Source organism: Agromyces kandeliae, from assembly GCF_009674665.1.
Taxonomy (GTDB): domain Bacteria; phylum Actinomycetota; class Actinomycetes; order Actinomycetales; family Microbacteriaceae; genus Agromyces; species Agromyces kandeliae.
Genome location: NZ_WKJD01000019.1, coordinates 280,569 through 292,557, shown reverse-complemented (window position 1 = coordinate 292,557; position 11,989 = coordinate 280,569). Strand labels below are relative to the sequence as shown.

Sequence of the window (11,989 nt, the reverse complement as noted above, 5' to 3'; positions counted from 1 at the left end):
TCCCGGTCAGGAGGTGCTCGATGCCCCGCCGCGACCCCGTCTACCTCGACCACGCCGCCACCACGCCGCTCCGGCCCGAGGCGATCGACGCCGTCACGCACGCGCTCCGGCTCGTCGGCAATCCGGCCTCGATCCACGGCGCCGGGCAGCACGCCAAGCGCCTGCTCGAGGAGTCGCGCGAGCAGGTCGCCGCGACGCTCGGCGCCGATCCCATCGAGGTCGTGTTCACCGGCAGCGGCACCGAGGCGGTGAACCTGGCGATCAAGGGCCTCTTCTGGCGTCGCCGCGCCGAGGCGTCCGCCCGCCGCATCCTGCTCCCCGGCGGCGAGCACCACGCCACGATCGACACGGTGGAGTGGCTCGCCGGCATGGACGGCGCCGAGGTCGTCGAGTCGCCCCTCGACGGGCTCGGGCGACTCCGTCTCGACGCGCTCGCCGCCGAACTGGGGCGCGACGCGGCATCCGTCGCCCTCGTCACGATGCTCTGGGCGAACAACGAGGTCGGCACGATCGAGCCGGTGCGCGAGGTCGCGGAGCTGTGCGCGCGGGCCGGCGTGCCGCTGCACGTCGACGCGATCGCCGCGTACGGGCACGTGCCCGTCGACCTGCACGCGATCCGGCGGGAGACCGCCGCCCCCGCGGGCGCGGGCCTCGTCGCGGTCAGCGTCTCGGCGCACAAGGTCGGCGGGCCCGTCGGCATCGGCGCGCTCGTGCTCGACCGGTCGACGCGCATCGAGCCGCTCCTGCACGGCGGCGGCCAGCAGCGACGCATCCGCTCCGGCACGCAGGACGTCGCCGCGGCGGCCGGGTTCGCCGCCGCGGCCGGCGCCACGGCAGCGCACGCGGCGGCCGAGGACGAGCGGATGTCTCGCCTGCGCGACCGACTCGTGGCCGGGGTCGCGGCATCCGTGCCCGGCGCGCGACTCTCGGGCGACCCCGATCCTGCCGGGAGGCTGCCCGGCAACGCGCACTTCTCGTTCCCCGGGTGCGAGGGCGATTCGCTGCTGTTCCTGCTGGATGCCGCGGGCGTCGCGGTCTCGACCGGGTCGGCGTGCCAGGCCGGCGTGCCCGAACCCTCGCACGTCCTGCTCGCGATGGGCCGCACCGAGGCGGAGGCGCGCGGCGCGCTCCGGATCACGCTCGGGCGCACCACGACCGACGCCGACGTCGACGCATTCCTCGAGGTTCTCCCGACCGCGGTCGAGCGCGCGACCCGAGCCGGCATGGCCGACCGGGTCACGAGCTTCGACCGCTGACCGCGGCCCGCGCGGCATCCGCTCAGGGGCCGTTCCGTAGACTTGAGCCCATGCGGGTCCTGGCAGCGATGAGTGGCGGCGTCGACAGCGCCGTCGCGGCCGCGCGCGCCGTCGAGGCCGGCCACGACGTGGTCGGCGTGCACCTCGCCCTCAGCCGCATGCCGGGCACGCTCCGCACGGGCAGCCGCGGCTGCTGCACCATCGAGGACTCGATGGACGCCCAGCGCGCGGCGAACGTGCTCGGCATCCCGTACTACGTGTGGGACTTCTCGGAGCGGTTCAAGGCCGACGTCGTCGACGACTTCATCGCCGAGTACGCCGCGGGCCGCACCCCCAACCCGTGCATGCGCTGCAACGAGCGCATCAAGTTCGCCGCACTGCTCGAGAAGGCGCTCGCACTCGGCTTCGACGCCGTCGCCACCGGGCACTACGCGAAGATCACGACGGATGCCGCGGGCCGGCGCGAGCTCCATCGCGCGAGCGCGGAGGCGAAGGACCAGAGCTACGTGCTCGGCGTGCTCACGGCCGAGCAGCTGGCGCACGCGTACTTCCCGCTCGGCGACACGCCGTCGAAGCAGCTCGTGCGCGAGGAGGCCGCGCGCCGCGGCCTGTCGGTCGCGCAGAAGCCCGACTCGTACGACATCTGCTTCATCTCCGATGGCGACACCAGGGGTTGGCTCGCCGAGAAGGTCGGCACCGCGCCCGGCGACATCGTCGACCGGACCGGCGCCGTCGTCGGCGCGCACGAGGGCGCGCACGCGTACACGGTCGGCCAGCGACGCGGGCTCCGGCTCGGCACGCCCGCGGCCGACGGGAAGCCGCGGTTCGTGCTCGAGGTGCGCCCCAAGGAGCGCACGGTGGTCGTGGGCCCGAAGGAGGCGCTCGCGGTCGCCGGGATCGCCGGTGCGCGGTTCTCGTGGGCGGGCGCCGACCCCGTGGCATCCGGCCTGGTCGCCGCCGAGGGCGACGCCTTCGACTGCGAGGTGCAGATCCGGGCGCACGCCGACCCGGTGCCCGCGGTCGCGAGGGTGGCGACGGATGCCGCCGGCTCCGCCGAGTTCGTGATCACGCCCGAGACGCCGCTCGATGGCGTCGCTCCGGGGCAGACGGCGGTCGTGTACGTGGGTACGCGGGTGCTCGGGCAGTGCACGATCGATCGCACGGTGAGCGCGGTCCCCGTCGACGCCTGATCGAATCTGTACCCCATTCGGGGGGCGGATCGCGTAGGGTCGGCTCGGTGGCGTCGCATCCCCCGGCGACGTGCCGTGAGGAGTCGACATGACCTATTCGCCGTATCCCGCCGTCCCGGCGAACGACGTCGCAGACCCGTTCCGCAACCTCGACCCGCCGCCCGCCACGCGGGCGACGGAGGTCATCGACTCCGGCCCCGACGGGTTCGACGGCCTCGTCGACCCGCCGCCCGTCGGCCGCGAGGAGGTCGCCGAGCGCCAGGCCGAGGTGTTCGGCGGGCCGAAGGTCGGCGCGGGCTTCTTCGGCATGCTGGTGGCCGCCGCGACGGGTTCCGGGCTGGTCGCGATGCTGGTGCTGGCGGACGCGCTGCTCGGCGTCGGAGCGTTCCCCGATCCGTGGGCGACGGGCGGGATCGGCCCGCTCGAGTCGACCACGGTGGGCTGGGTCGTCGTCGGCGTCCTGCTCGTCATCGTGCTCGCCGCCGCGTACTGCGGCGGCTACGTGGCGGGGCGGATGGCGCGCTTCAGCGGCGTCGCGCAGGGCCTCGCCGTGTGGGTGTGGGGGATCGTGATCGCCATCGCCGCGGCCATCGGCGCCGTGCTGCTCGACGACCGGTACGACCTCCTCGCGCGTGCCACGGCGGCGCTCCCGAGCCTCGCCGTGCCGCCGGACGCCCTGCTGGTCGCGGGCGTCGTCGCCGCGACCTCCCTCGCCGCGATCACGCTCGGCGGCGCCGTGCTGGGCGGGATCGTCGGAGTGAGGTTCCATCGGCGCGTCGACCGCGTCGGGCTCGACGGCTGAGGGGGCGCGCCTCCTCCCTCGACCGGGCGACACGCGCGGCGGCATCCGCCGTCACGCGGGGCATCCCGGTCGACGCCTGAACGCTCGCTGGGCGTTCGCTGCACGCGGCGAGTGCGGAATCGGGGCGTTTGTCAAGGCCTGCGCACGTCCCGCGGGTCCCGCGTAGGGTCGCAGGCGCGCCGAAGGGGCATCCTCCTTCGGCGACGACCACGAGAGGGGACCACATCATGAGCACCTCGACCGACCGCCCGGGACACGATCCGAACCGCGATCCGCGCACGGGAACGGCGCCCGCCGACCGGCCCGTCGACGCCGACGGCGACGGCGTCCGCGACGATCGGGCCGACGGCCGCACCGCGGCCTACGATCGCAAGCTCGACGAGCGGGCCGCGGAGTCCGACCGCGCCGACGCGGCCGACCGGCACGCGGTGCGCGACGACCGTCTCGTCGCCGACCCAGCGGTGCGGGCCGCGGTCATCGACCGCGAGCGCGAGCGGTTCGGCGGCATCAAGTTCGGCGCCGCGTTCTTCGGCTGGCTCACCGCGCTCGGGCTGGGCGCACTGCTCACCGCACTCCTCGCGGGCACCGGAGCCGCGCTCGGACTCGGCAACGTCGAGGCCGCCGTCGACGAGGCGGTCGCGGAGGACCCGCAGACGATCGGCGTGATCGGGGCCATCGCCCTGCTCGTGGTCCTGTTCGTCGCCTACTTCGCCGGCGGCTACGTGGCCGGGCGGATGGCGCGCTTCAACGGGCTGAAGCAGGGCATCGCGGTCTGGTTGTGGGCGATCGTCATGGCGGTCGTCGGCGCGGCGATCGCGGCGCTCGCCGGCACGCGCTACGACGTGTTCGCCACGCTCAACACCTTCCCCCGCATCCCCGTCAACGAGGGCGAGCTGACGGTGGCGGGCATCGTCACCCTGCTGCTCCTCGTCGTCGTCACCCTCGGCGGCGCGATCCTCGGCGGCAAGGCGGGCACCCGCTACCACCGCAAGGTCGACGCGGCCGGGTTCGGCATGTAGTCGACGAGGCGTCGACGACGCTCGGGGCGCGCGGGGGATCCGCGCGCCCCGATCCGCGTTCCGGGGCGATGGGCACGGCACCGGCCGTCGCGCGCCGCGCCGACCTCCCGGCGAGGTCGGCGGTGGCTTCTAGGATGACTGCGTGAGCGACATCCCCACCGAGTTCGACGACGCCCGCATCGAGTCCGAGGCGCTCCGCGAGCGCATCGAGCGGTACCGGACGACGTACTACTCCGAGGGCGTGAGCCTCGTCAGCGACGCGGAGTACGACGCCGACTTCCATCGCCTCGAGGCCCTCGAGCGCGCGTTCCCCGAACTGGCCGGGCAGGACAGCCCGACGCAGCAGGTCGGCGCGGCGCTCGTCTCCGTCGGCTTCCCGTCGCACGAGCACGCCGAGCGCATGCTGAGCCTCGACAACGTGTTCAGCCTCGACGAGTTCGCCGACTGGGCGACGAAGGCGCAGGCCGCCGCCGGGCGCCCGGTCCGCTGGCTCTCCGAGCTCAAGATCGACGGGCTCGCAATCAGCCTCGCCTATCGCGACGGCGTGCTCGAGACCGCGACCACGCGCGGCGACGGTCGCGTCGGCGAGGACATCACCGAGAACGTCGAGTTCATCCCCGCGATCCCGCGTCGGCTCGAGGGCGAGGGATTCCCGTCGTTCTTCGAGGTGCGGGGCGAGGTCTTCCTCCGCTCCGAGGACTTCGACGCGCTCAACGAGCGCCAGCACGCACTCCAGGCCGAGTTCGCCGCCGAGCAGCGCGCCAAGGGGCGGGCGGAGGAGGCGATCCCGACCCGCTTCCCCGAGTTCGCGAACGCCCGCAACACCGCCGCGGGCAGCCTTCGGCAGCGGCGCGAGAACAAGGGCCCGCTGCAGCTCGAGCTCATGCGCGACCGGCTCGGACGCCTCGCCCTCTACCTGCACGGCATCGGCGCGTGGGAGCGACCGCCCGTGTCGAGCCAGTCCGAGATCTACGGCCTGCTGTCCGGGTGGGGGCTCCCCGTCTCGCCGCACTCGCGCGTGTTCGACACGATCGACGAGGTCTCCGCCTTCATCTCCGACCGCGGCGAGCACCGCCACGACGTCGAGCACGAGATCGACGGCATCGTCGTGAAGATCGACGAGCTCGCACTGCACGACGAGCTCGGCGCGACGAGCCGGGCCCCGCGATGGGCCATCGCCTACAAGTACCCGCCCGAGGAGGTGCACACGAAGCTGCTCGACATCCGCGTCGGCGTCGGTCGCACGGGTCGGGCCACACCGTACGCGGTCATGGCGCCCGTGAAGGTGCAGGGCAGCACGGTCGAGCAGGCCACGCTCCACAACCAGGAGGTCGTGAAGGCCAAGGGCGTCCTGATCGGCGACACCGTCGTGCTGCGCAAGGCGGGCGACGTGATCCCCGAGATCCTCGGAGCGGTCGAGGAGCTGCGCGACGGCACCGAGCGCGAATGGCGGATGCCGGAGCTCTGTCCCGAGTGCGGCACGCCGCTGCGCCCGGCGAAGGAGGGCGACATCGACCTCCGCTGCCCGAACGCGCGCAGCTGCCCGGCGCAGGTCCGCGGCCGGGTCGAGCACATCGGCTCCCGCGGCGCGCTCGACATCGAGGCGCTCGGCGAGGTCACCGCCGCCGCCCTCACCCAGCCGTTCGTCCCGTCCACGCCGCCGCTCGTCACCGAGGCGGGGCTCTTCGACCTCACGGTCGACGAGCTCGTCCCGATCGAGGTCGTCGTCCGCGATGCCGAGACCGGCGAGCCGAGGACCGACCCGGTCACCGGCGAGGAGGTCCGGCGCGCACCCTTCCAGAAGGTTCGCATCACGTATCCTCCGGGCACCGAGCAGATGTCGGCCGCCGAGCGGCGGGCCGCCGGGATCCGGAAGGACCATCGCGAGCTGCGGCCGTCGGAGGCGGCCACGAAGCTCCTCTCCGAGCTCGAGAAGGCGAAGACGAAGCCGCTCTGGCGGATCCTCGTCTCGCTCAACATCCGGCACGTCGGGCCGGTCGCGGCGCGGGCGCTGGCCGACCACTTCGGCTCGCTCGATGCGATCCGCGCCGCGAACCGCGAGGAGCTCGCCGAGGTCGAGGGCGTCGGCGGGATCATCGCCGATTCGCTGGTCGAGTGGTTCGGCGTGGACTGGCACCGCGACATCGTCGAGCGGTGGGCCGCGGCCGGGGTGCAGTTCACGACGCCCGGCCACCCGGGCCCGGGGCGGGCCGCCGAGGCGGGCGGCGTGCTCGCCGGCCTCACCGTCGTCGCGACGGGCAGCCTCGAGGGCTTCACGCGCGACGGCGCGCAGGAGGCGATCATCGCGGCCGGCGGCAAGGCGGCATCGAGCGTGTCGAAGAAGACCGACTTCGTCGCGGCCGGCCCGGGTGCCGGCTCGAAGCTCGCGAAGGCCGAGGAACTGGGCGTGCGGGTGATCGACGCGGCGCAGTTCGCGATCCTGGTGACCGAGGGGCCCGACGCGCTCGTCGGGTGAGAGGGGGCTGGAGATGCAGGCTGAGGAGCACGACGAGTCGCCCGAGGCCGCGCGCCCCGAGCCCTCCCCGGGCACCACGCGTCGCGAGTTCCTCCGGTACGGCGGGGTGGCCGGGGCGAGCGCGATCGTCGCCGGCGGGGGAGCGGCCGCGATCGCCGCCGCAGCGGGGCACTCCGCGGGGGTCGAGGAGGGTGCGGCCGGGATCGCCCCGCTGCCGCCTCCTCCGCCGACCCGGTCGAAGCCCGGATTCGACCACCTCGTCGTCGTGATGGGCGAGAACCGCTCGTTCGACAACCTCCTCGGCTGGCTCTACGATCGCGGCGACCTCCCCGACGGCATGCGCTTCGACGGCCTCGCGTTCGGCGACTACGCGAACGCGACGGCCGACGGCGAGCGGATCGCCGCGCACGTGTACGACGGCCAGACCGACGCGATCATGCGCCGCCCCGACCCCGACCCGGGCGAGGAGTACCCGCACGTCAACACGCAGCTCTTCGGCACGATCCGGCCCGCCTCGAACGCGACCGCCGAGATCGACGACATGAGCGCCCCCTTCAACGCGCCGGATGCCGGCGCCGCGCCGAGCATGGACGGCTTCCTGCTGGACTACGCGAACCACGTGGAGCATCGGCGCGGCGACGGCGCGCGCGACATCGGCCAGATCATGGGCTCGTTCTCCCCCGAGATGCTGCCGGTGCTCTCGACGCTCGCGAAGGGCTTCGCCGTCTACGACGCTTGGCACTGCGCGGTGCCGTCGCAGACGTTCTGCAATCGATCGTTCTTCCACGCCTCGACCTCGCACGGGTTCGTCACCAACCGCGGCGACGGCGGCTACCGCAAGTGGCTCGACGCCGACGCGAGCCCGACGATCTTCAACCGGCTCGAGGACGCGGGCCTCGACTGGCGGATCTACTTCGACGACCTGCAGTTGGTGTCGATGACGGGCATCATCCACGCCCCGGCGCTCGAGAAGTACTGGCGCAGCGCCCACTTCGCGCCGATGTCGCAGTTCTGGGGCGACGTGGCCGACGGCACGCTCGCGCCGTACAGCTTCGTCGAACCGCGGATGATCTTCGATCACAACGACTTCCATCCGCCGGTGGGTCGCCTCCGCGAATCCGACGTCGACGGCGACGAGGTCACGGACGGCGCCGTCTCGGACGTCCGTGCGGGCGAGGCGCTCATCCACGCGATCTACTCCGCGATCCGGGCGAGCGCGTCCGACTCCGGCTCCAATGCGATGAACACGATGCTCCTCGTGACGTTCGACGAGCACGGCGGTACGTACGACCACGTTCCGCCTCCGGCGGCGACGCCCCCGAACGCGAGCGATGACGCGGGGGAGATGGGCTTCACGTTCGACCGGCTCGGATGCCGTGTGCCGGCGATCGCGATCTCCGCGTACACCGCCGCGGGCACCGTCATCAACGACCCGATGCACCACGGCTCGGTCGTCGCCACGCTGTGCGCGGCCCACGGCCTCGACCCGCTCACCGACCGGGACGACGGCGCACCGACGATCCGCAACGCCGTCACGCTCGACGCGCCGAGGCATCCGCTCACCTGGCCGGCGACCACGCCGCAGTACACGCCGCCCAACCCGGAGGCGCAGCCGTTGCACCCCGGAGATGCGCACCGCACCGCACCGCTCAGCCCGCCCGCGAAGGGCCTGCTCGGCCTCCTCATCGCCAAGTACGGCGACGGCGAATCCGAACCGGCGACGTACGGCGAGGCGTACGGGCTGCTCCAGAAGTACGGCGTCGGACTGTTCGGCGCGCCTCGATAGAATCGCTGCATCCCCATTCCCGGACGACGGAGCAGCATGTCTGAAATCAGCGCCGAGCAGGTCGCGCATCTCGCGAACCTCGCACGCATCGCGCTCACCGAGGAAGAGATCGAGCACCTCACGACGGAGCTCGGCCAGATCATGCAGGCGGTCGAGAAGGTGAGCGAGGTGGCCACGCCCGACGTCGTGCCCACGAGCCACCCGATCCCCCTGCACAATCCGCTTCGGGAGGACGTGCCGACCGACGTGCTGAGCGTCGAGCAGGCGCTCTCGGGGGCGCCCGAGCACGACGGCACGCGCTTCGTGGTCTCGGCGATCCTGGGGGAGGAGCAGTGAGCGACCTGATCCGGCTGAACGCCGCCGACCTCGCCGCGAAGCTCGCCTCCGGCGAGGTCTCGTCCGTCGAGGCGACCAAGGCCCATCTCGACCGCATCGCGGCTGTCGACGGCGCGGTGCACGCGTTCCTGCACGTCAACGCCGAGGCCCTCGAGACCGCCGCCGACGTCGACCGCCGTCGCGCGGCCGGCGAGGAGCTCGGCCCGCTCGCCGGTGTGCCGATCGCCGTCAAGGACGTGCTGGTCACCAAGGGCATGCCGTCGACGTCGGGCTCGCGCATCCTCGAGGGTTGGATCCCGCCCTACGACGCGACGCCGGTGCGCAAGGTCCGCGAGGCCGGCATGGTGCCGCTCGGAAAGACCAACATGGACGAGTTCGCCATGGGCTCGTCGACCGAGCACTCCGCGTACGGCCCCACCCACAACCCCTGGGACCTCGATCGCATCCCCGGCGGTTCCGGCGGCGGCTCGGCCGCGGCGGTCGCGGCCTTCGAGGCGCCGCTCGCGCTCGGCAGCGACACGGGCGGCTCGATCCGCCAGCCCGCGCACGTGACGGGCACCGTCGGCACGAAGCCCACGTACGGCGGCGTCAGCCGCTACGGCTCGATCGCCCTCGCGTCCTCGCTCGACCAGGTCGGCCCGGTGAGCCGCACCGTGCTCGACGCGGCGCTCCTGCACGACGTCATCGCCGGGCACGACCCGCACGACCAGACCTCGATCCCCGACGCGTGGCCGTCGATGGCCGATGCGGTTCGCCGGGCGGATGTCTCGGGCCTGCGCATCGGCGTCGTGAAGGAGCTCGACTCCGACGGCTTCCAGGCCGGTGTCCGCCAGCGCTTCCACGAGTCGCTCGAGCTGCTCGCCGCCAACGGCGCGGAGATCGTCGAGGTGAGCGCGCCGAACTTCGAGTACGCGATCGCCGCGTACTACCTGATCCTGCCCGCCGAGGCGTCCTCCAACCTCGCGAAGTTCGACTCGGTGCGCTTCGGCCTCCGCGTCGTCCCCGAGGGCGGCGGCACGGTCGAGGAGGTCATGGCGGCCACTCGCGAGGCGGGCTTCGGCCCCGAGGTCAAGCGCCGCATCATCCTCGGCACCTACGCCCTGTCGGCCGGCTACTACGACGCCTACTACGGCAGCGCCCAGAAGGTCCGCACGCTCGTGCAGCAGGACTTCGACGCCGCCTTCGCGCAGGTCGACGTGCTCGCCACGCCCACGGCGCCGACCACGGCCTTCAAGCTCGGCGAGAAGCTCGACGACCCGCTGTCGATGTACCTCAACGACGTCGCCACGATCCCCGCGAACCTCGCCGGCGTGCCCGGCATCTCGGTGCCCACCGGCCTCGCGCCGGAGGACGGCCTGCCGGTCGGCATCCAGTTCCTGGCGCCGGCCCGCGAGGACGCCCGCCTCTACAACGTCGGCGGCGCCCTCGAGGCCATCCTCGTCGACCGCTGGGGCGGCCCGCTGCTCTCGCAGGCGCCCGACCTGTCCACCCACGAACTCATGGCGACCGAGGAGGGCGTGGTCTGATGGCGCGCGCGGCACTGATGGACTTCGACGAGGCACTCGAACGCTTCGAGCCGGTGATCGGCCTCGAGGTGCACGTCGAACTCAACACCAGGACGAAGATGTTCTCGTCGGCGCCGAACCCGGCCAACGACGAGTTCCACGGCGCCGAGCCGAACACGCTCGTCGCGCCGGTCGACATGGGCCTGCCGGGCTCGCTCCCGGCCGTGAACGCCACGGCGGTGCGGTACTCGATCTCGCTCGGGCTCGCGCTGGGCTGCGGGATCGCGCCGTCGAGCCGGTTCGCACGGAAGAACTACTTCTACCCCGACCTCGGCAAGAACTACCAGATCTCCCAGTACGACGAGCCGATCGCCTTCGAGGGCTCGGTCGAGGTCGAGCTCGAGAACGGTCGCACGTTCGAGGTCGCGATCGAGCGCGCGCACATGGAGGAGGACGCCGGCAAGCTCACCCACGTCGGCTCGACGGGTCGCATCCATGGCGCCGAGTACTCGCTCGTCGACTACAACCGCGCGGGCGTCCCGCTCGTCGAGATCGTGACGAAGCCGATCGTGGGGGCGGGGGCGGATGCTCCGGCGCTCGCCCGCGCGTACGTCGCGACGATCCGCGACATCGTGCTCTCGCTCGGCATCTCGGAGGCGCGCATGGAGCGCGGCAACCTCCGGTGCGACGCGAACGTCTCCCTCCGCCCGAAGGGCCAGGAGAAGTTCGGCACGCGCACCGAGACGAAGAACGTCAACTCGATGCGCTCGGTCGAGCGCGCGGTCCGCTACGAGATCCAGCGCCAGGCGGCGATCCTCGCCGACGGCGGCACGATCACGCAGGAGACGCGCCACTGGCACGAGGACACCGGGACCACGAGCCCGGGTCGCCCGAAGTCCGACGCCGACGACTACCGGTACTTCCCCGAGCCCGACCTGCTGCCGGTCGAGCCCGACCCGGCCGTCATCGAGGAGCTGCGCGCCGCGCTGCCCGAGCCTCCGGCGGCTCGCCGTCGTCGGCTGAAGGCCGAGTGGGGCTTCACCGACCTCGAGTTCCAGGACGTCGCGAACGGCGGGCTCCTGAACGAGGTCGCCGCGACCGTCGATGCCGGCGCGAGCCCGGCCGCCGCGCGCAAGTGGTGGACCGGCGAGCTCACCCGCATCGCGAACGCGCAGGGTGCGGACCCCGCGGGCCTCGCCGAGCCGGCGCACGTCGCCGAGCTCGCGGCGCTCGTCGACGAGGGCATCCTCACCGACCGCCTCGCCCGCCAGGTGCTCGAGGGCGTCGTCGCCGGTGAGGGTTCCCCGCGCGAGATCGTCGACGCCCGCGGGCTCGCGGTCGTCTCCGACGACGGCGCGCTCATCTCCGCGATCGACGAGGCGCTCGCCGCGCAGCCCGACGTGCTCGCGAAGATCCGCGACGGCAAGGTCCAGGCCGCGGGCGCCGTCATCGGCGCGGTCATGAAGGCCATGCAGGGCAAGGCCGACGCGGCGCGCGTGCGCGAGCTCGTGCTCGAGCGGGCGGCCGCCGACAGCTAGGTCGACCGATCGAGGGATGCCGCGGCGCGCGTGATCGCGCCGCGGCATCCGTCGTCTCCCAGCCCGCTCATGGCGGGCGTC

At 73.0% G+C, this 11,989-nt stretch carries 9 protein-coding genes; all 9 read left to right on the top strand.

The window, feature by feature from the left end:
• The first annotated feature begins 20 nt into the window (after positions 1-20).
• The 9 genes from GJR97_RS15305 (at position 21) to gatB (ending at position 11,908) form a co-directional block, all read left to right on the top strand.
• Entirely contained in the window at positions 21-1,256 is a 1,236-nt protein-coding gene (locus tag GJR97_RS15305) for a cysteine desulfurase family protein (protein ID WP_154347610.1), read from the top strand.
• A 50-nt stretch (positions 1,257-1,306) separates the two neighbouring features.
• Positions 1,307-2,446 (top strand): tRNA 2-thiouridine(34) synthase MnmA, encoded by a 1,140-nt coding sequence (gene mnmA, locus GJR97_RS15300; RefSeq protein ID WP_154347609.1) that lies wholly within the window; start codon positions 1,307-1,309, stop codon positions 2,444-2,446.
• A gap of 88 nt (positions 2,447-2,534) precedes the next feature.
• Positions 2,535-3,248, top strand: coding sequence for a hypothetical protein (locus GJR97_RS15295; protein WP_154347608.1), 714 nt, complete (start codon positions 2,535-2,537; stop codon positions 3,246-3,248).
• A gap of 227 nt (positions 3,249-3,475) precedes the next feature.
• On the top strand, positions 3,476-4,267 hold the full coding sequence (locus GJR97_RS15290; protein ID WP_154347607.1) for a hypothetical protein: 792 nt from the start codon (positions 3,476-3,478) through the stop codon (positions 4,265-4,267).
• Positions 4,268-4,409: 142 nt separating this feature from the next.
• Positions 4,410-6,743 carry an NAD-dependent DNA ligase LigA gene (gene ligA, locus GJR97_RS15285; protein WP_324613574.1) on the top strand — a complete coding sequence of 778 codons (2,334 nt, stop codon included), beginning with the start codon at positions 4,410-4,412 and terminating at the stop codon, positions 6,741-6,743.
• 13 nt (positions 6,744-6,756) lie between these two features.
• Positions 6,757-8,529 (top strand): alkaline phosphatase family protein, encoded by a 1,773-nt coding sequence (locus GJR97_RS15280; RefSeq protein WP_154347606.1) that lies wholly within the window; start codon positions 6,757-6,759, stop codon positions 8,527-8,529.
• A gap of 36 nt (positions 8,530-8,565) precedes the next feature.
• On the top strand, positions 8,566-8,865 hold the full coding sequence (gene gatC, locus GJR97_RS15275; protein WP_154347605.1) for an Asp-tRNA(Asn)/Glu-tRNA(Gln) amidotransferase subunit GatC: 300 nt from the start codon (positions 8,566-8,568) through the stop codon (positions 8,863-8,865).
• A complete protein-coding gene (gene gatA, locus GJR97_RS15270; protein WP_324613573.1) occupies positions 8,862-10,391 on the top strand; it encodes an Asp-tRNA(Asn)/Glu-tRNA(Gln) amidotransferase subunit GatA in 1,530 nt (509 codons plus the stop codon). The genes gatC and gatA overlap by 4 nt, the downstream gene beginning before the upstream one ends.
• Positions 10,391-11,908, top strand: a complete 1,518-nt coding sequence (gatB, locus tag GJR97_RS15265) for an Asp-tRNA(Asn)/Glu-tRNA(Gln) amidotransferase subunit GatB (RefSeq protein ID WP_154347604.1) — start codon at positions 10,391-10,393, stop codon at positions 11,906-11,908. Before gatA ends, gatB begins: the two co-directional genes overlap by 1 nt.
• Positions 11,909-11,989: the final 81 nt, after the last annotated feature.

Excerpts from the sequence above, each read along its gene's own strand:
- GJR97_RS15305 (WP_154347610.1), top strand. The coding sequence starts at position 21 with ATGCCCCGCCGCGACCCCGTCTACCTCGACCACGCCGCCACCACGCCG.
- mnmA (WP_154347609.1), top strand. The coding sequence starts at position 1,307 with ATGCGGGTCCTGGCAGCGATGAGTGGCGGCGTCGACAGCGCCGTCGCG.
- GJR97_RS15295 (WP_154347608.1), top strand. The coding sequence starts at position 2,535 with ATGACCTATTCGCCGTATCCCGCCGTCCCGGCGAACGACGTCGCAGAC.
- GJR97_RS15290 (WP_154347607.1), top strand. The coding sequence starts at position 3,476 with ATGAGCACCTCGACCGACCGCCCGGGACACGATCCGAACCGCGATCCG.
- GJR97_RS15280 (WP_154347606.1), top strand. The coding sequence starts at position 6,757 with ATGCAGGCTGAGGAGCACGACGAGTCGCCCGAGGCCGCGCGCCCCGAG.
- gatC (WP_154347605.1), top strand. The coding sequence starts at position 8,566 with ATGTCTGAAATCAGCGCCGAGCAGGTCGCGCATCTCGCGAACCTCGCA.
- gatB (WP_154347604.1), top strand. The coding sequence starts at position 10,391 with ATGGCGCGCGCGGCACTGATGGACTTCGACGAGGCACTCGAACGCTTC.